Origin of the sequence: Arthrobacter sp. SRS-W-1-2016 (assembly GCF_002009585.1) — a bacterium.
Taxonomy (GTDB): domain Bacteria; phylum Actinomycetota; class Actinomycetes; order Actinomycetales; family Micrococcaceae; genus Arthrobacter; species Arthrobacter bambusae_A.
This window is the reverse complement of the sequence record NZ_MTPV01000038.1, coordinates 21,134-39,809: the sequence shown is the minus strand read 5'-3', so window position 1 is coordinate 39,809 and position 18,676 is coordinate 21,134. Positions and strand designations below refer to the sequence as shown.

Sequence of the window (18,676 nt, the reverse complement as noted above, 5' to 3'; positions counted from 1 at the left end):
TCAACAGCCTCGGCTACGACGTCACGATCACTCCGGTCACCGCAGCCTGATCCACCCCTACTTTTGTATTAGTTGGGCGGGTCCTAGGAGACGGGGGTGAGGCCGGTCCGGGCCATGGCCTCGGCGTAGGCGCCGTGGATGAGGTCCAGGTACTCCTGTTGGCGCGTGGGGGAGCCGGCGAAGGAGCGTCCACCCAGCGAGCGGACCTTGAACGTCTTGAAGCCTCGGCGGTGGATGCTCTGCGGTGCGGCCTTCATGAGCTGGTCTGCCAAACGATGGGCTTCATTGCCATGGGCTACCAGCACTGAGGTGCGCGGCACGATCGCCAGGAGACGCAGGAGCGGCTTGAGGCCTTCGGTGATGTTGGCGGGAGTCAGCTTGCCCGGTTCGCTGTCGGGCTCGATCCACGGGTAGACGTTCCACGGCATCATGAGTTCCGGGCGCAGGCCCAATTGCCACTGCATACCCACCATGCGGGTGGCGGCATCTGCGTCACCCGGGGCGATGAAGCCTGAACCCTCGGTGCTGCGGGAGTTGGAGAAAAGGCTGATGATACGGCACTCGTCAACACTGTGGGCGGGGTCTACGTAGAGGACTTCGCTGCCCGGCTTCTGATCTTTGAGGGAATCGCAAAGCCCCGTGACCTCGGCGATGTGGGGTTCGAAACGTCGGTTCCAGAGCTGCTCTTCGCGTGTTTCAGTCGCCAGGTCTTGCATATGGGCTTGGGTCTCCTAGGTGTAGCGAGGCGCACTTGTCCGGCCGGGAGCGGTTTGCCGCGACCGGTCGGATTGGGTGCAGTGTTGGGGGCTGGTTAACTCTACCGGAACCGCGGTGGGCTGTGGGGTGAATCGGGACTTCTGTGGTGGGACTCTCGACGGCGCAAGTGCGTTAACGGCAACGGCACCGTCCCGATGGAAGCGGGACGGTGCCGTTTGGGAAGCGCCTGTTACTGCTTGTTCTCGTTCTGGTCGTCGCTTTCCTTGGTACGGGAAACCACGGTGCCGTTCGATTCGTTGAGGATGAGCTTCACGTCCCGGCCGTTGTCGAAGTTGAACATCGCGTTGATGGAACCGGCCTTGGCGTCCGCCGAGGAATCGCCGATCTGGCCGGTGTGCCAGTTGTCCTCGATGAAGCGAAGGATGGATGACTGGTCCGTCTGGGTGTGGTCCACGAAGTTCTTCTTCGCGAAGGGCGAGATCACCACGAGTGGCTGGCGGGGGCCGGGGCCGCAACGGTCGGCATAACCTCCGGCCATCGGGACACCCTTGTTGTAGGCGCTGAGGCACCATGCGGCGTCGTCAGTGGTGTTGGAGGAGTTCTTCACGCCGGCGGCGACGTGGTCGTACCAGCCATCCGAGTCATCGTAGGCGAGGACGACGGCGGTGCTTTCCCAGTTCTTCGAGTTCTGGATGGCGTTCACCTGCTGCGTGATGAACTTCTGCTCGTCGAGTGGATCGGAGTAGCCGGCGTGGCCGTCCTGGAAGCTTCCCGCCTTCAGGAACGAGACGGCGGGCATGTTGTCCGAGTTGACCACCTTGGCGAAGTCCGAGGTGTCGTACTGGTGGTTGGCCTGGCCGTTGTGCCCGATCTCGTCCACGCTCGCCGGGGCAAGGTGGTGCGGGTTGGACGTTGACTTGTAGTACTGGAACGGCTGGTGGTGCGGGCTGTAGTCCGTGACCGTCGCGCCTGAAATGTTGGTGTGGGTGCTCATGCAGGCTGCCGGCGTGGTGTCCGTTGCCGCCGTTGTCGGGGCAAAGCCGCCCTGGAACCAGCCCCAGCTGACTCCCTTGTCGTTGAGGAGATCGCCGATGTTCTTACCCTGCATGCCCGCAAGGTTGTTCTTGCTCGCGTGGCTCTTGTTGGAGCAGTCGTCGTACACCGGATCCGGGTCTTCCGTCATGGTGCCGACGCCGTTGGCGTCGGGGAATTTGACGGTGTAATCGCTGCTAGCGGGCTTGACCGGCTGACCGGCGGCAGTGAATTCCGTGACGCCGTGGGTCTGGCCGGACACCAGGTTGAGCGCGCCGGGGCTGGACGGTCCGAAGCCGGTGCTGAAGTGCGAGTCGCTCATGGCGAAGTTCTGGGCGTAGTTCCAGATTCCGGTCACGGTGTTGCCGTCGTAGTAGTCAGTGGTGAGCCCGGGACGGCCGAACTGGCCACCCGAACAGGTATCCATGCTGGTGTTCTCGACGAACTTGTTCATGAGGCCGCCGTTGTAGGCCTTCTGTTCCGCGGTGTATTCGTGGTCCTGGTCGCATGTGATGGCCTGGCTCGGCGTCAGGCGCTGTGGCTGGACCGAGTTGGGATTGTTGGGTGCCAACAGATTGTCGTGGGCGAGGGTGGCGATGTTCTTCGGCGTGTTCTTGGCCGCCGTGAACGCGGGGGCCGCTGCGCCGGTACCCTGCTGGGTTTCGCCGGGGACGTTGGCCGCTTGCGGATACGTCGCGAAGTAGTGGTCGAAGGAAACATTCTCGCCGAAAATTACGACGACGTGCTTGATGGGTGTCGCCGTTCCCTTTTGGTCGTTGTTGGCCGAAGCCGGCGTCATGCCGAACCCGATCAGGCCGGCGGCGATCGTGGACGCGGCGAGTGCGCTCACTCCTGCTGTTGAGAGGAGGCGCCTGTTGCGAAAGTTCATGGACTTCCCTTCAGATTCACGGGCAGTGCCCGCCCAACTGACTCGCATTTGTTGTCGTTTAGAAGGCTCATAACGACAACAAATGCGAGTCAGTTGGGGTGTGTTGGGGGTGAGGATTCACAAAGAATGTAGCCGGTTGCTCGGGGCCCGGAGGTCGATTTGGGAGCTCAATACCGACTGTTTGGGAAGAGTTCACATTCTGCTCACGGGGAACTTCGAGGGTGCCCTCCCTCCTTTCATGTCGCCGTTCGGCCACGTGACAAGAGGTCCAAGAGCGGCATCGGCTAAACTTGGCTGGTAAGAGCCCCGGAACTCTTGCTGATCTCGCCGGTGAACTTTTGCGGAAGTCCTCGGGCAGGGCCGAAAGATTCGGGGCGTTCTCATGTACGGCGCTGAGCCTTGGTGATCCCGCCAGGACCGGCCCGAAAGAATGGGGGAGGATCCCATGCCAGCTATCGTGATCGTCGGAGCCCAGTGGGGCGACGAAGGCAAAGGCAAAGCAACCGACCTGCTCGGTGGCCGCGTTGACTACGTAGTCAAGCCCAACGGCGGCAACAACGCCGGGCACACCGTTGTGGTGGGCGGTGAGAAGTATGAGCTCAAGCTCCTTCCTGCCGGCATTCTGAGCCCCAACGCGATTCCGATCATCGGCAACGGCTGCGTGGTGAACCTTGAGGCGCTGTTCCAGGAGATCGACGGCCTGGAAGCCCGCGGCGCCGACACGTCCCGTTTGCGCGTCTCCGCCAATGCCCACCTCGTTGCGCCGTACCACCAGGTGTTGGACAAGGTCACGGAGCGCTTCCTCGGCAGCCGCGCCATCGGCACCACCGGCCGGGGCATTGGCCCGGCCTACATGGACAAGGTGGCCCGCCTGGGTATCCGCGTCCAGGATGTCTTCGACGAATCGATCCTCCGCCAGAAGGTGGAAGGTTCGCTGCGCCAAAAGAACGAGCTCCTGGTCAAGGTCTACAATCGCCGCAACGTGGTGGTGGACGAGATCGTGGAGTATTTCCTGTCCTACGCCGAACGCCTGCGGCCGCTGGTCATTGACAGCACACTTGTCCTCAACAACGCACTGGACGAAGGCAAGGTGGTCCTGATGGAAGGCGGCCAGGCCACGTTCCTCGACGTCGACCATGGCACCTACCCGTTCGTGACGTCGTCCAACCCGACCGCCGGCGGCGCGTCCGTTGGCTCGGGCATCGGACCCACCCGCATCTCGCGTTCCATCGGCATCATCAAGGCCTACACCACCCGCGTCGGCGCCGGCCCGTTCCCCACGGAACTCTTCGACGAGATGGGCATGTACCTGCAGAAAACAGGCGGCGAGTTCGGGGTCAACACCGGCCGCCCGCGCCGCTGCGGTTGGTACGACGCTGTCCTGGCCCGCCACGCGTCCCGCGTCAACGGCTTCACGGACTACTTCGTCACCAAGCTGGACGTCCTGACCGGCATCGAGCAGATCCCGGTCTGCGTGGCCTACGACGTCGACGGCGTCCGCCACGATGAAATGCCCATGACCCAGACCGAGTTCCACCACGCAGTGCCGATCTTCGAGTACTTCGACGGCTGGACCGAGGACATCACCGGCGCCAAGACGCTCGAAGACCTCCCCGAGAACGCCCGCCGCTACGTGCTGGCCCTCGAGAAGCTCTCCGGCACGCGCTTCTCCGCGATCGGCGTCGGCCCGGACCGGGACCAGACGATCGTGGTGCACGACCTCATCGAGGACTAGTCACCAAAGCCGAGTTACGACGACGGCGGGCGGCCCTTTCCAGGGCGGCCCGCCGTCGTGCGTTACGGGCCGGACGCCCCGAAAACAGGTGCGAAAAAAACTTTTGGACTCCGCGTAACCCTTTGGGGTACCCCGGCGATTACCTCTTTGAAAGGCCGAGCTGAAATTTGTCCCCCATCATGTTTCAGCTCGGCCCTTTTCATGTCTGAAGGGGTTTCGTGGATGCGCAAAAAGTCCGGGAGAGGCACGCCCCCGGAACCGAAAGTTGGTCCTTGGGCGTAGCGGGAGCAACGGTTAAGCTAAGTGAGGTTGCCCGGCCCTGCCGCGCATGGGCGGCACCGAGGATCTCTCTTGGATCCGGACATTCGCTCCCCAACGAAAGCCACGCTTCAGTGACCGACGCCTTGACCGATGCAGCATTGCTGGCCCTTCGCGGCCAGGAAGCTGAACTGTTCAGCGCCATCTACCAGGCCTTTGCCGGCCAGGTGCTCGGCTACCTGACGGCAAAAGGCGTCTCGGATCCCGAAGCTGTCACACAGGACGTTTTTCTTGCCGTCCTGCCGCGCGTCGAGACGATCACGGGCGGAGTCAGCGGCCTGCGGACGTTCGTGTTCTCGGTGGCCCATGCCCGAATGGTGGACGACCATCGCCGGCAAAGCAGGGCGCCGGAACACCACGAGTTCGAACCTGAACGTGACACGCGCCAGTCGAGTTCGGCGGAAGCCGAAGCGATGAACCGCGTGGCGCCCGGGGAAGTCATGGCGCTGCTGGACCTTCTTCGGGAAGATCAGCGGGAAGTCCTGGCGCTCCGTATCGTTGCCGGTCTGACCGTGGACCAAGCAGCCGAAATCATGGGGAAAAGCCAAGGCGCAGTCAAGCAGCTGCAGCGCCGGGCATTGAATGCACTCCGCGAGCACTCGGTAGTAAAGGAATACGTGGCACCATGATGCGTTGGGATTGCAAGGACATTGACCGCGACGCGGTCATCCTCGAGCTCATGCTTGAAGCCGACCTCGCGGACGCCCCGGAACTCACGGATTCCTTGAAGGCGCTGGAATCGTTTGCGTCAATGCCCGCGCCGGCTCCCGGTCCTGCACTCGCGGCGATGTTGGCTGGCTCGACGCCGGGTGACGGCCCCGCGACTACCGCCCGTGACTCGGCAAACATCCTTCCCCTCGACGAGCTCGCCAAGCGTCGTCAATTACGCAAGCATCGCCCCGCCGTCATTGGTGCCGCTGTCCTGACCGCCATGGGACTGGGTGTTGGTGGCGTTGCGGCCGCGAGCGGCGGATTCAGCAAGGGCACTCCCGAATTCATGCAGACTTTGATCTCCGGCTGGGCACCCGCTTGGACCACTGCTCCGCCGTCGCTTGTACCTCCAGCCCCCGCCCAGGACTCGCCGGAGGTCACGACGAACCCGGCTCCCGTCGACCTGCCGCCGTCAGTGCCCCCTGTGGCAGGCCCATCGGCTGATCCCGTGGCGCCCGCCCCGGCCGGTACCGGCGATGCGGCGCACCAGCCGGTAGCGCCGGTGGCCGTTCCGGCGCCGGCAAGCCAAACAAGCCAGGAGCAGTCGGAAGCGCCGAAGCACGGCGGACCCAAGAACGACCCGCAGGGAATCTTTCCGCAACCCAAAACCGCCATCCCCTCCGCTCCCACAGCGAAGGACCTCCAAAACGGGGTGCAGCAAGCAGTTGAGAATGCCCAGGATGACGTGTCCGTGAAGCCTGCCGGGACTTCGTTGCGCTGGCTGCTCGGACTCCTGTCCCGCTAGTAGGCTGGAGTTATGACACACGTCAACGATCCGGCAGTCATTGACCGGCTGATGCGAACAAGGGGCCGCTGGGCCATCGTGGGACTCAGCACGAATGAGTGGCGCTCGGCCTTCGAAGTGGCTCTCTACGTTCGCGACACCATGGGCATGGAGATCATCCCTATCAACCAGAAGGGCGAAGACGTCCACGGCGAGACCGGCTACAAGTTCCTCGCCGACGTGCCCCTCGAGAAGCAGCCCATCGACGTCGTCGACTGCTTTGTGAACTCCTCCCGCGTTGGCGCGGTAGTGGACGAAGCGATTGCCGTGGGGGCGAAAGCCGTGTGGCTCCAGCTCGGAGTAATTGACGAGGATGCGGCGGAGCGGGCCAAAGCTGCGGGCCTGGACGTCGTCATGAACGCCTGCCCGGCGCAGGTGGGCTGGCGGAGCGGCATCTAGCCTCAGCCAACGGCGTCACTTTCCGTTAACCGCCCGCTGGTATGTTTCGGGGGGCCATCCCCCTTTCGAGACCAGGAAATCCCCATGTGTGACGACTACCCCTCCACCGCGAGCCGACGCACCGCGCTCGGTTTCCTCGGGGCTTCCCTCGTGGCCGGTCTCGGGGCATGCGCTGCCCCCGGAAGTCCGTCCGCAGAAAGCCCGACGGCGGCCCCCGGCAAGGCGGGCCCCTCGCCGTCGTTGTCCTCAAGCCCGGCGATGAGTCCCACGCCAAGTCCTGCCGGTCCGGGTCGGCTCCGGAACCCCTTCGTCCCTGACTTCACGTTGCCGCCCATCCAAGGCGGACTGGCTCCGGTGATCACCAAGATCCCCACCAAACATCCCGTGGTGTTCCTCACGATCGACGACGGGGTGGTCAAATCGCCGGAAAGCGTCCGGCTCCTCAAGGAGAGCGGCTACCCGGCCACGCTGTTCCTGACGAGCAACACCGTCCGGGACAACCCCGCATTCTTCAAGGCGTTCATGGACCAGGGGAGCCTGGTTGAAAACCACACGGTCAGCCACAACGTCAATATGACGACGCAATGGGGCTACCAGCGGCAGCTTGAGGACATTGCAGGAATGCAGGATTTCGCGGTCCAGCAGTACGGCCGCAAGCCCACCCTGTTCAGGCCTCCCGGAGGCGCCTATTCCACGGTCATGCGGCAGGCCGTGGCCGCAGCCGGGTTGAAGGCGATCGTTACGTGGGAGGCCAAGGCCAATGCCGGCCGTATGGACTACCAGTACGGCAATTCCCTCCGGGCCGGGGATATCGTGCTGATGCACTTCCGTCCCGAATTCGCGGCGGACTTCGAGGCCTTCCGCTCCGCGCAAGTGGCTGCTGGCCTGGAAGTCGTGCTCCTCGAGGACTTCCTGGGAGTTGCGTGAGGCTGCCGGTCCGCTCGTCCTCGCATTCCGCTAGTGTCGCTACATGGACGCTGCCACACTCCGCCAAATCTGCCTGAGCTTCCCCGGGACCTACGAAGACTTCCCGTTCGGCCCTGAAACGTCGGTCTTCAAGGTCAGGTCAGCCGTGTCCGGCGGTTCCAAGCAGGAAGGCAAGATGTTCGCCGCCTCTGCGTTGGACGAGCAGAACTTGGCAGTGAGCCTCAAATGCGATCCCGCCTTGGCCGCTCAACTTCGCTCCGCCCATCCGGAAATCACCGGCGCCTGGCACATGAACAAGACGCACTGGAATGGTGTGCGACTGGACGGCGCCCTGCCCGACTCGATGGTCCGGGACATGGTGGAGGACTCCTATGACCTGGTGGTTTCCTCACTGAGCCGGAAGCAGCAGGCGCAATTGGGCTGGGCCCGGCTCGCCAGGGACTGACACGCGGACCCCGTCTGCCGCTTCGGCTAGATTGTGAGTGGACCGCACCTTCCATCGCCTCGAAGCAATCAGGAGGAGCCAGATGCTGGAACAAAAGACCCTCGATGAACTGTGGATTTTTGAGGACCCTGCGCTGTCGGAAGCCCGCTTCCGCGAAGCCATGACCGACCCCGCCTACGATGCCTTTGAACAGGCCGAGCTCGCCACCCAATTGGGCCGGGCCATCGGACTGCAGGGCCGCTTCGAGGAGGCGGATGCGCTCCTGGACGGGATCGACGCCGAAGAGGAACCGACCGTCGCGGTGCGGATTCTCCTTGAGCGCGGCCGCCTGCTCAACTCGGCGGGCCACCCTGCCATGGCCGTTCCGCTATTTGAGCAAGCCGCCGAGATGGGAGACCTCCTGGGCGAAGATTTCCTCGCCGTGGACGCGCTTCACATGCTGGCCATTGCGGACTCCGGCCACCAGGAATCATGGACGCGCAGCGCGCTTGAGTACGCCTCCGCCGTCGAGGATTCCCGCACCAAACGGTGGATGGTTTCTTTGCACAACAACCTCGGTTGGGCGATGTACGACGACGGGCGGCGCACCGAGGCGATGGTCGAGTTCCAGCTGGCCGAACAGTGGGCTGAGCGGGTAGGAACAGAGCAACAGCGGCAATGGGCGCGCGAAGCCGTCGCCCAATGCGCAAAATCCTTGAATTTGCGGGGCTAGAACACCCAAATGACCCCTCTTGAGCGGCACGATTGTCAGATCACATTTTGACAAAAGTTGATTGAAACTGCCCTCAAATATTGCTTTTCAATCACTCGTGGTGAAGTATGTCACACGAAGGGCGCGTCGCAGCGGCGGTGCCCGGACCGATCGACTGCCGGCCGAGGCGCCGTCAGGGTTCGGTACTACGAGTCTCTGGAGGGTTTTAGGATGAACGTTCAGCAGCAGTCCTTTGCACGCCGCGGTTTCCTCCGCGGCGCGCTTGCCGCGGCCGTGCTTGTGCCGTTGGCCGGCTCGATGGCCTCCTGCGCAGCCGGTGGCGGAGGAGGAACCACCGGTCCCACGGGGACCGTGTCAGATACCAATCCGTTCGGCATGGCAGACAAGTCCACCGTTGACGCCGTGATCTTCAAGGGCGGCTATGGAATCGACTACGTCGACTTCGCGGGCAAGAGCTTCGAGAACGCACATTCGGGTTCCACCGCCAAGATTTCCCCGTCCACCGACATCGCGCAGGAACTGCAGCCGCGATTCGTTGGCGGCAACCCTCCGGACCTGATCGACAACTCCGGCGCCAAGGCGATCGGCTTCAGCACCATCCTGGCCCAGCTCGAAGATCTCACGAGCGTGGTCGAGTCCAAGAACCTCGAAGGCAAGGTCATCAAGGACACCCTGTACGCCGGAGTGCTCGCCCCGGGCACTTTCAATGGCAAGCTGGCGGCCCTGAACTACGTGCTGACGGTGTACGCCATGTGGTACTCGGATTCATTCCTCAAGGACAACGGCTGGACCGTGCCGAAGACGTGGGATGAGATGTACGCGCTCGGCGAGCAGGCCAAGGCCAAGGGCAAGTACCTGTTCGTCTGGGGCAAGGAAGCGGCCACCTATTACCAGGAAATGGCGATCGCGTCCGCCATCAAGGAAGGCGGCGATGACGTTCGCCTTGGCCTTGAAAACCTGAAAGCGGACGCGTGGTCCCACCCGGCCATCCAAAGCGTCTTCACGGCCTTGGGCAAGATCGTCAAGGCCGGCCACTTCAAACCGGGTGGCTCGGGTACGCAGTTCACCGCGGCGCAGGCGCAATGGAGCAACGCCCAGGAAGCCGTGTTCTACCCGTCCGGCTCGTGGATAGAAAACGAGATGAAGGACCAAACGAAGTCCGGCTTCAAGATGACTGGCGTTCCTGTTCCCACCGTGACTTCCGGATCCAAGCTTCCTTACGCGGCAATGCACAGCGCTTCCGGCGAGCCGTTCGTGGTTCCGTCCCAAGGTAAAAACGTGGCCGGCGGCAAGGAACTGCTGCGTGTCATGCTGTCCAAGGATGCTGCCACCAACTTTGCCAAGACAAAGCTGGCCCCCACCATCGTCAAGGACACCGTTCCCGCCGATGGCTTCGGTTCCACCGCCCTGGTTTCCCAGACCAAGCTGCTCAGCGATGCTGGATCGAACATCTTCACGTGGAACTTCGTTGACCTCTACGGGATGAACAAAGACCAGCTGGTTGTGTGGAACACGTTCCTCGATGGAAAGTCCGACGTCGCCACCCTGACGTCCGACCTGCAGAAAATTACCGACAAGGTCCGCAACGACAGCTCGGTCACGAAAATTGAAGTGAAGTGACTTCAGTGAAAGCTAAAACACTCCGGGTCGGCGACGGCGCGTCCGCCGTCGTCGTTCCGGAAACCGCACCACCCGTCTACAAGAGGCGGCGCAAGCCCTTGACGTTCGACAAGATCAGCTTCTTTGTGGTCTTCCTCGGAGTGCCACTGGCCATCTACATCATCTTTGTGATCTGGCCATTCATCCAGGCCTTCGGCTACTCCCTGACCGACTGGTCGGGGTTCTCACCCAAGCAAAACTTCATCGGCCTTCAGAACTACCAAAAGCTCTTTGCGGATGACGTCTTCATGAAGGCCATGGGGAACAACATCCTGTTGGTCATCTTCCTGCCCATCATCACCATCATCCTCAGCCTTGTGCTGGCAACCTTGGTGACCGTGGGGGGCAGCAGCAAGGGCCAGATCAAAGGCTTGCGCAACTCCAGCTTCTACCGGGTGGTGTCCTTCTTCCCTTACACGATCCCGGCCATCGCCATCGGCATCATGTGGGGTCAAATCTATGATCCTTCGGGAGGCCTCCTGAACGGCATCCTCACATCCCTGGGCATGGACCAGTTCAAGTCCTACGCCTGGCTCGGCGACAAGAGCACCGCCATGATCGCCACGATGTTCGTGATCGTGTGGGGCTTCATCGGCTTCTACATGGTGCTGTTCGTCGCGGGCATCAAGGGCATACCTGCCGAGCTGTTTGAAGCGGCCAGGATTGACGGGGCCGGGCGTTTCCGCACTGCCGTGTCCATCACCATCCCGCTGATCCGGGACAACATCCAGACCGCCTACATCTATATGGGAATCCTGGCGCTGGACGCCTTCGTCTACATGGCGGCCCTGAACTCCGGCGGTGGACCGGACAACTCCACCTTGGTGATGTCCCAGCAGCTCTTCTTCACCGCATTCACCAAGGGCCAGTTCGGCCTGGCCAGCGCCATGGGCGTCGTGCTCGCCGTAGCCACCCTGATCTTCTCCGGCCTCGTGTTCCTGGTTAACAGGCTCACTGGTGGCGACAAGGATGTGTCCCTCTGATGACGACAAAAATTGCCAGCCAGGACATGAAGTCCCTGCACTTCAACCCCCGCAAGCCGGCCCTGACCACCGGAGACAGGGTGGTGGGCGCCGTTTCGCACACGGCCCTCAGCATCTGGTCCCTCATTGTGATCCTGCCACTGCTGTGGACTTTCATGTCTTCCTTCAAGACATCGAGCGAGATCTTCGCCTCGCCGTTTGCCCTGCCCTCGCAGTGGCGTTTCGACAACTACGTCCGTGCTTGGACCGAGGCCGGCATCGGGAGCTACTTCCTCAACTCCGTCATTGTCGTAGGGTCCGCTTTGGTGATCGTCATGGTGCTCGGCGCCATGTGCGCCTATGTCCTGGGACGCTATGTCTTTTTCGGCAGCAAAGCGATCTACTACCTCATGCTGGCAGGGCTCACCTTCCCGATCTTCCTCGCCATGGTGCCGTTGTTCTTCGTCATGCGGAACATCGGTTTGTTGAACACTTTGCCGGGCCTCATCCTGGTGTATGTCGGCTTCGCCCTGCCGTTCACGGTGTTCTTCCTGTTCTCCTTCTTCAAATCGCTTCCCCACGAAATCACGGAGGCGGCAGCCTTGGACGGAGCAGGCGAGTGGCGGACGTTCTTCCAGGTCATGCTGCCGATGGCCAAGCCAGGACTCGCTTCCGTGGCCATCTTCAACTTCCTGGGCCTGTGGAACCAGTTCCTGATTCCGGTGGCGATCAACGCTGCCGGGCCGCGCGTGCTGTCCCAGGGACTGGCTGCCTTCGCCGGCCAGATGGGTTATGCCGTGGACTTCGGCGCCTTGTTCGCGGCCGTCACCGTCACGGTGGTTCCGGTGCTGATCGTCTACATCATCTTCCAGCGCCAGCTGCAGGGTTCGGTCTCTCAAGGCACCTCCAAGTAGCACAGCCAGGCTAAATAAGCGCCCGACGGCGGTTCCGACTATAGGTGAGGGCCGCCGTCGGGCGCTTCTGTCCATCACTCGAAGGTGAGGCCGCCGTCAGATCCGCTGGTAACGGGAGCGGAACAAAGAGAAGATCCCGTAAGCCATGAGTCCGAGGCTCACGAACACCAGCACCCATGCGCCGAAGGGTTGCTTCAGGAAGGCCTTGAGGGCCGAATCGAGGCCGCCCTGTTGAGAGGGGTCGTGCGCGGCCGTGGCGATCAGGATGAGCAATCCGACGGCGCCGAGCGCCACCCCTTTCGCGCAATAGCCCACCACGCCCAGCACCGTGAACGCGTCTCCCAGAAGTCCCGACGGTTTCCCCCTCAGGTTCTTTTCGTACTTGCGGGTTATGCCCAGGAAGACGTAGGTGCCCGCGGCTGCCAGCAATGCCACCCCGATGATCACCAGGAGGACAGTACCGGGAGTGCTGGACATGAGGTCCGCACTGGTCGAGCGGGACTTCTCGCTGCTGCTGCTTGGATGGCTGAGCGCAAAACTGCCGAAGGTCACCGCGGCCACAGCGAAGACGATGGCCTGCCCGGCTGCCTTGAGCCGATTCATCCACGGCTTTGAACTGCCACCCCCGCTCCACCCCATCACGGCGTCGCTCGCCATATAGAGCGCGAGGACACCGCAGGCCACTAGTCCCGCCCACAAAAGGACGATGCCGCCGGGCGTTCCGGCCATCTGGCCGACAGCTCCGCTTTGGTCGGCTTGGCCGGATGAGCCGAGCGCGATACCCAACGCGATGCTTCCGATCAGGAGGTGTATCAGCCCTAGGGCGACGAATCCGGCCCGCGCCACTACCCGGACGGTCCGTGAATCCTTGGCGTCGTCTACGGCGTCGCCCACCGAATCGGCACCCCGGGATACTGCGTTGCCGGCATTGTTCGTGTGATCGTCCGTGCCCATGGAGCTCCTTTGGTCTGCCCTTATCTTGCCACCGTGGGCTCCGAAGCGGGAGGGCGCGCGACTACTGGATACGATGGGCGCATGTGGATCGCGTGGATCGAGTTCGACATCCTCCTCGGCGAGGTACACAGCCTGAAGGAGAAACGTTCCCTCGTGCGCCCGGTGATCGCCGAGCTGAAAAGGCGTTTCGAGGTCTCCGCCGCCGAGACCGGGCACTTGGACCAATATCGCCGTGTGCTCATCGGCGCAGGCGCCGTGGCAGCAGACCGGGCTCATCTCGTGGAGGTCCTCGACGCCGTCGAGCGCTTCGTCGCCGCGCGCCCCGAACTGGAGCTCCTCAGCGCCCGACGCCGGGACCTCCACAGCGAAGACTGACTCCTTTTGCATCGATTGCTGAGCAACGGTCGTTTTGAAGGCCCAAAACGACCGTTCTGGAGCAATCGATGGAGGCTGTGGATAACTTCTGCGGGGGTTGACTCTTTTCTGTTCTGATGGGGCCATGAAAACCCCGCGTCGCCTCCCGGTGAGTCTCCAGACTCGGCCATTCACTGTTTCCGAGGCGGCCCGCGAGGGTGTCAGTACCAGGGGTCCACACATCGTCGTCCACCGCATGAAGCTCTATGAGGACGAGGTCACTCTGGTTGACGGCGTCGCTGTCACCACCGTGGAGCGCACTTGGCTGGACATGGCCGAGATGCTGACCGTGGACGAACTGGTGGTCATCGGGGACAGCTGTGTGCGGAGGCCGCGGGTTGAATTCGAAGGGCGAGACACGCCGTTGTGCACCCTCGAGGATCTTCAGTGGATGATTGATCGCCACAGAGGCAAGCGCGGCCTGCGCAAAGCCAAGGACGCCATCCAGCTGATCCGTGTGGGCTCCGATTCCCCGCAGGAATCATTGCTCCGGTTGGCCATCGCGAGGGCAGGATTACCGGAACCCGAACTCAACGACATTAGCCGCTCGGAACGGTATGAGGCTTTGGGCTGGACGGAGGTCCGGATCTCAAAACGCCACATGGTGAACGATGCCAAGCCGGCGGTGGCGAAGATCCGGACCGCGCTGATCCAAGCCGGTTGGCGTCCAACCCGTTCTTAAAAACGATTGCTCCCCTCCGGCTCCCAGCCTTCGCAAGCTCAGGCCGGGGCCCTCGCCGGCGTGGCCCCACGTAACTGCCGTTCTGAATGGTCAAAACGGCAGTTACGGAGCAATCGAAGGTGAGGCCGGGGCGTTAGCCGAAGTACTTCGGCAGCGTGGCCTCGTGGGCTTCGTTGAGAGCGTCCAAGGAGAGCTCGTCCACGCCGTTGATCTCCAGCTTGCCGCCGGCAGCGTCGACGACGCCGATCCGGAGGTGGGCGAAGCCGCGGGCGGTGCACATGTCCTTGAAACGGATTTCCTCGGAGCGGGGAACGGACACGATGGCCCGGCCTTGGGACTCGGAGAACAACGCGGTGAACAGGTCCACGCCGTCGCGCTCCATGAGTTCGTCCAGCGCAATCCGGGCGCCGACCCCGTAACGGAGTGCGGACTCCACCAGCGCCGCGGCAAGGCCACCCTCGGAGAGGTCGTGCGCGGCGTCGATCATGCCGTCGCGCGAAGCGTTGATGAGGATCTCGCCGAGCTGGCGCTCGATGGAAAGGTCAACCTTAGGCGGCAAGCCGCCGAGGTGTCCGCGCAGGTTGGACCATTCCGAACCGTCCAGTTCCGCGGCCGTGGTGCCCAGCAGGTAGATGGCCTGGCCGTCTTCCTTCCAACCCGACGGCGTGCGGCGGGCGACGTCGTCGAGCTTGCCCAGCACTGCAACCACGGGAGAGGGGTGGATGGGCACGGTACCGGTCTGGTTGTAGAGCGAGACGTTGCCGCCGGTGACCGGGACGCCCAGCTCCATGCACGCGTCGGACAGGCCACGGATGGACTCGGCCAGCTGCCACATGACGTCCGGATCCTCGGGGGAACCGAAGTTCAGGCAGTCGCTGACGGCCATCGGTACGGCGCCGGAGGTGGCGACGTTGCGGTACGCCTCGGCCAGTGCCAGCTGTGCACCGTGGTACGGGTCGAGGTAGGTGTAGCGGCCGTTGGCGTCGGTGGCCAGGGCCACGCCAAGGCCGGTTTCCTCGTCCACGCGGACCACTCCGGCGTCGTCCGGGAACGCCATGGCGGTGTTGCCGCCGACGTAGCGGTCGTACTGCTTGGTGATCCAGGCCTTGCTGCACATGTTCGGCGAAGCAATGAGCTCGGTGACGGCCGCAGCCAGTTCCCCGGAGGTGGAGGGGCGGCCGGCGTCCTGCACGGAGCCCGTGAAGGTATCGGCCTGCACGGAATCCTGCCATGAGGGGCGGGCGAACGGGCGGTCGTAGACCGGACCGTCGTGGGCAACGGTGCGCGGGTCGACGTCGACAATGACTTCGCCTTCCCACGTAATGATGAGGCGTCCGGTGTCGGTCACCTCGCCCAACCAGGAGTACTCCACAGCCCACTTGTCCATGACCGCTTCGAACGCGGCGATGTTTTCGGGCGTGACAACGGCCATCATGCGTTCCTGCGACTCGGACATCAGGATTTCGCCCGGGGTCAGGGTGGGGTCGCGGAGCAGCACCGAGGTCAGCTCAACCTGCATGCCGCCGTCGCCATTGGAAGCGAGCTCGGACGTGGCGCAGGAGATGCCGGCCGCGCCGAGGTCCTGGATACCCTCAACCAGCGAGCCCTTGAAGAGCTCCAGGCAGCACTCGATGAGCACCTTTTCAGCGAAGGGGTCGCCTACCTGGACGGCCGGGCGCTTGGAAGGCTTGGTGTCGTCGAAGGACTCCGAGGCCAGCACCGAGGCGCCGCCAATGCCGTCGCCGCCGGTGCGCGCACCGAACAGGACCACCTTGTTGCCCTTGCCGGAGGCGTTGGCCAGGCGGATGTCTTCGTGACGCATGACGCCGACTGCCAGCGCATTGACCAGCGGGTTGCCCTGGTACACGGAGTCGAACACCATTTCGCCGCCGATGTTCGGCAGGCCAAGCGAGTTGCCGTAGCCGCCGATGCCGGCAACGGCGCCATGCATGACGCGGGCGGTGTCCGGGTGGTCGATGGCGCCGAAACGCAGCGGATCCATCACGGCAACCGGGCGGGCGCCCATGGAGATGATGTCGCGGACAATGCCGCCGATGCCGGTTGCGGCGCCCTGGTAGGGCTCCACGAACGATGGCGAGTTGTGGGACTCGATCTTGAACGTCACGGCCCAGCCGTCGCCCAGATTGGTGACGCCGGCGTTTTCGCCGATGCCCACGAGCATGTCCTTCTTCATCTCCTCGGTCACCTTTTCGCCGAACTGGCGCAGGTGGTTCTTCGAGGATTTGTACGAGCAGTGCTCGCTCCACATGACGGAGTACATGGCGAGTTCGGCACCGGTGGGGCGACGGCCCAGGACCTTGACGACCTCGTCGAACTCGTTTTGCTTCAGGCCGAGCTCGGCCCAGGGAAGCTCGGTGTCCGGCGTCTTGGCCGCGTTCTCGACTGTGTCGATGTTGAACTTCTTGCCGACGGTTTCAGCTGAGGTAGTCACTGTGCGCCTCCCACGATCTTGTTCAGGACGGACGTGAAGAAGCCCAAGCCATCCGTGCCGGCGTTGGATTCCGGACCGAATCCGGGTTCCACCGCGTGCTCCGGGTGCGGCATGAGGCCCACCACGTTGCCGGCGGCGTTGCTGATGCCGGCGATGTCGCGGCGTGAACCGTTCGGGTTCCAGCCGACATAGCGGAACACGACGCGGCCTTCGGCCTCGAGGGCGTCCAGGGTCTTGTCGTCAGCGATGTACTGGCCATCCTGGTTCTTCAGCGGAACCGTGATTTCCTCGCCGGCCTCATAGTCCGAGGTCCACAGGGTGTTGTTGTTCTCGACGCGCAGCACCTGGTCGCGGCACAAGAACTTCAAGTGGTCGTTCTTGATCATGGAACCCGGGAGCAGGTGCGACTCGGTCAGGATCTGGAAACCGTTGCAAATACCCAGGACAGGCAGCTTGGCGTCGCTGTTGGCAGCGTCGATGATGCGGGACATCAGCGGAGCGAAGCGCGAAATCGCGCCGGCGCGCAGGTAGTCGCCGTAGGAGAAACCGCCAGGGATGACGACGGCGTCCACGTCGGCCAGGTGCGTGTCGGCATGCCAGAGCGCGACGGCGGTGCCACCTGCGAGACGGACCGCACGGGCGGCGTCGCGGTCGTCAAGGGTGCCGGGGAAGGTGACGACGCCGATCTTGGCCCCGACCAAACGGGGTTCGACGGCCACAGGGGCTCCGCCGATCAAAGGAAGTTCAGTCATGTCAGGCCTCGACGACCTCGACGTTGACGACGTCTTCGATCACCGGGTTGGACAGCAGGGTCTCGGCTGCCTCGCGGGCCTGGGCGAGGATGGCATCGGTCACCTCGCCATCGACGGTCAGTTCGAAGCGCTTGCCTTGGCGGACTGCGCTAAAGCTGGTGAAGCCGAGGCGGGGCAGTGCGCCCACGATGGCCTTCCCCTGAGGGTCCAGAATCTCGGGCTTGGGCATGACGTCGACGACGATCCGGGGCATCCGGTAACTCCTGTGCGTGAGCGTTGGTTAAACCTTGGTTAAAGGCTGCCGCGGAGTGGTGCCGTCTCACGCCGGGACTGCGCCCAAACAGTGTTCAGCAACAATGTCAGGGGCAGTGTCTTACGGAATAAGGGGGCGCTCCGCGAGCTTGCATGCCCATTCTACCGGCCACATCGCTACATACCCTATTTGCGGGAGATCGGTGAAGAGGTGGCAACCAGGCAAAAGGTACGCGCCAATCCGCGGCGGCAGCCCGCCGTAGTCGGGCGTTTTCACTGCCCGACGGCGGCTCTGGCCGGGGGGTGGTTTGCGTCACTAGGATTGCGGCATGGCCGAGAACGCTAAGTCGATGGTTTTGCCCGTGGTCCTTGCCGCTGTTTTTGCCGGCCTGGGGAGGATGGTTTTCCAAAGGATCATGGCAGACCGGGCTGCCCGGGAAAACCGCATTTCCGTCCCGCCGGATGCCTCGGCAAGGGCCAAAATCAGCGATGCGTTGCGGGGGACCCATTCTTAGGGCGGCTTGCGCGCTGAGGCCCGGTGGAGCGCAATAGGGTACGCGCAAATGCGCTAATCAGCGGGGTTGAACGCGCGTATTCGGGATGAGCTTGGAATTGCATGTGCGAAGCCCGCAATGTCCGGATCGGCCCCGGCGCCGAAGCGGCTGATTGCTTGACGCACCAACACGCTTAAGGCCCTTTTCAGTCCGCCTTCGTCTTAATATCTGAATATCCGCACAGCGGGCACGTCCCTCCCGAAGGGGGCGTGCCCGCTCCTCCGTGCGGATGTATTCTGATGCCGAATGACATGACAAAAAACGTGAAATGTGTCCTATGTAATATTCAGCTATCGCTCTGTACTCTATGAATCGGCTGGGCTTTACCTGATTACAAGAACTGTCAATCAGTGTCCGTCCGTAGTTGATTGATCTTGACATGACCGCCACGATCGCCCGGAAAGGTGCAATC

At 63.0% G+C, this 18,676-nt stretch carries 19 protein-coding genes; 13 read left to right on the top strand and 6 right to left on the bottom strand.

Annotated features, from left to right (window positions below):
- Window positions 1–83 precede the first annotated feature (83 nt).
- Together BMF89_RS09120 and BMF89_RS09115 are read right to left on the bottom strand one after the other, a co-directional pair.
- On the bottom strand, window positions 84–716 hold the full coding sequence (locus BMF89_RS09120; RefSeq protein ID WP_078106773.1) for a hypothetical protein: 633 nt from the start codon (window positions 714–716) through the stop codon (window positions 84–86).
- A gap of 230 nt (window positions 717–946) precedes the next feature.
- A complete protein-coding gene (locus BMF89_RS09115) occupies window positions 947–2,638 on the bottom strand; it encodes an alkaline phosphatase family protein (protein ID WP_078106772.1) in 1,692 nt (563 codons plus the stop codon).
- Between the two features lie 445 nt (window positions 2,639–3,083).
- Here BMF89_RS09115 and BMF89_RS09110 point away from each other — a divergent pair, with 445 nt between their 5' ends.
- The 10 genes from BMF89_RS09110 to BMF89_RS09065 all read left to right on the top strand — a co-directional run bounded on the left by BMF89_RS09110 (window position 3,084) and on the right by BMF89_RS09065 (window position 12,204).
- Window positions 3,084–4,373 carry an adenylosuccinate synthase gene (locus tag BMF89_RS09110; RefSeq protein WP_059388506.1) on the top strand — a complete coding sequence of 430 codons (1,290 nt, stop codon included), beginning with the start codon at window positions 3,084–3,086 and terminating at the stop codon, window positions 4,371–4,373.
- A gap of 392 nt (window positions 4,374–4,765) precedes the next feature.
- Entirely contained in the window at window positions 4,766–5,320 is a 555-nt protein-coding gene (locus tag BMF89_RS09105) for a sigma-70 family RNA polymerase sigma factor (protein WP_078106771.1), read from the top strand.
- Window positions 5,317–6,147 (top strand): hypothetical protein, encoded by an 831-nt coding sequence (locus BMF89_RS09100; RefSeq protein ID WP_078106770.1) that lies wholly within the window; start codon window positions 5,317–5,319, stop codon window positions 6,145–6,147. The genes BMF89_RS09105 and BMF89_RS09100 overlap by 4 nt, the downstream gene beginning before the upstream one ends.
- A 12-nt stretch (window positions 6,148–6,159) precedes the next feature.
- The gene (locus tag BMF89_RS09095) at window positions 6,160–6,585 is read left to right on the top strand and encodes a CoA-binding protein (RefSeq protein WP_078106769.1); all 426 of its coding nucleotides are present in this window, start codon (window positions 6,160–6,162) and stop codon (window positions 6,583–6,585) included.
- An 84-nt stretch (window positions 6,586–6,669) separates the two neighbouring features.
- Entirely contained in the window at window positions 6,670–7,512 is an 843-nt protein-coding gene (locus BMF89_RS09090) for a polysaccharide deacetylase family protein (RefSeq protein ID WP_253190771.1), read from the top strand.
- A 43-nt stretch (window positions 7,513–7,555) separates the two neighbouring features.
- Window positions 7,556–7,957, top strand: a complete 402-nt coding sequence (locus BMF89_RS09085) for an MmcQ/YjbR family DNA-binding protein (protein ID WP_078106768.1) — start codon at window positions 7,556–7,558, stop codon at window positions 7,955–7,957.
- An 82-nt stretch (window positions 7,958–8,039) separates the two neighbouring features.
- Window positions 8,040–8,669 (top strand): hypothetical protein, encoded by a 630-nt coding sequence (locus BMF89_RS09080; RefSeq protein ID WP_078106767.1) that lies wholly within the window; start codon window positions 8,040–8,042, stop codon window positions 8,667–8,669.
- Window positions 8,670–8,879: 210 nt separating this feature from the next.
- On the top strand, window positions 8,880–10,289 hold the full coding sequence (gene ngcE, locus BMF89_RS09075; protein WP_078106766.1) for an N-acetylglucosamine/diacetylchitobiose ABC transporter substrate-binding protein: 1,410 nt from the start codon (window positions 8,880–8,882) through the stop codon (window positions 10,287–10,289).
- Window positions 10,286–11,311, top strand: a complete 1,026-nt coding sequence (locus tag BMF89_RS09070; RefSeq protein ID WP_171983443.1) for a sugar ABC transporter permease — start codon at window positions 10,286–10,288, stop codon at window positions 11,309–11,311. The genes ngcE and BMF89_RS09070 overlap by 4 nt, the downstream gene beginning before the upstream one ends.
- Window positions 11,311–12,204 carry a carbohydrate ABC transporter permease gene (locus BMF89_RS09065; protein WP_078106765.1) on the top strand — a complete coding sequence of 298 codons (894 nt, stop codon included), beginning with the start codon at window positions 11,311–11,313 and terminating at the stop codon, window positions 12,202–12,204. The genes BMF89_RS09070 and BMF89_RS09065 overlap by 1 nt, the downstream gene beginning before the upstream one ends.
- A gap of 96 nt (window positions 12,205–12,300) precedes the next feature.
- Here BMF89_RS09065 and BMF89_RS09060 read toward each other — a convergent pair whose 3' ends face one another.
- The gene (locus BMF89_RS09060) at window positions 12,301–13,158 is read right to left on the bottom strand and encodes a DUF1206 domain-containing protein (protein ID WP_078106764.1); all 858 of its coding nucleotides are present in this window, start codon (window positions 13,156–13,158) and stop codon (window positions 12,301–12,303) included.
- 81 nt (window positions 13,159–13,239) lie between these two features.
- Between BMF89_RS09060 and BMF89_RS09055 the strand changes: the two genes are divergently transcribed.
- Together BMF89_RS09055 and BMF89_RS09050 are read left to right on the top strand one after the other, a co-directional pair.
- On the top strand, window positions 13,240–13,533 hold the full coding sequence (locus tag BMF89_RS09055) for a DUF503 domain-containing protein (protein ID WP_078106763.1): 294 nt from the start codon (window positions 13,240–13,242) through the stop codon (window positions 13,531–13,533).
- 124 nt (window positions 13,534–13,657) lie between these two features.
- Window positions 13,658–14,254 (top strand): hypothetical protein, encoded by a 597-nt coding sequence (locus BMF89_RS09050; RefSeq protein WP_253190770.1) that lies wholly within the window; start codon window positions 13,658–13,660, stop codon window positions 14,252–14,254.
- Between the two features lie 133 nt (window positions 14,255–14,387).
- Here BMF89_RS09050 and purL read toward each other — a convergent pair whose 3' ends face one another.
- Genes purL through purS form a run of 3 tightly spaced genes read right to left on the bottom strand, consistent with a single transcriptional unit; the run spans window position 14,388 to window position 17,711 of the window.
- The gene (gene purL, locus BMF89_RS09045) at window positions 14,388–16,706 is read right to left on the bottom strand and encodes a phosphoribosylformylglycinamidine synthase subunit PurL (protein WP_078106761.1); all 2,319 of its coding nucleotides are present in this window, start codon (window positions 16,704–16,706) and stop codon (window positions 14,388–14,390) included.
- On the bottom strand, window positions 16,703–17,458 hold the full coding sequence (purQ, locus tag BMF89_RS09040) for a phosphoribosylformylglycinamidine synthase subunit PurQ (protein ID WP_078106760.1): 756 nt from the start codon (window positions 17,456–17,458) through the stop codon (window positions 16,703–16,705). Before purQ ends, purL begins: the two co-directional genes overlap by 4 nt.
- A gap of 1 nt (window position 17,459) precedes the next feature.
- Entirely contained in the window at window positions 17,460–17,711 is a 252-nt protein-coding gene (purS, locus tag BMF89_RS09035; protein ID WP_028265707.1) for a phosphoribosylformylglycinamidine synthase subunit PurS, read from the bottom strand.
- 328 nt (window positions 17,712–18,039) lie between these two features.
- Here purS and BMF89_RS09030 point away from each other — a divergent pair, with 328 nt between their 5' ends.
- Window positions 18,040–18,225, top strand: a complete 186-nt coding sequence (locus BMF89_RS09030) for a hypothetical protein (protein WP_078106759.1) — start codon at window positions 18,040–18,042, stop codon at window positions 18,223–18,225.
- Window positions 18,226–18,676: the final 451 nt, after the last annotated feature.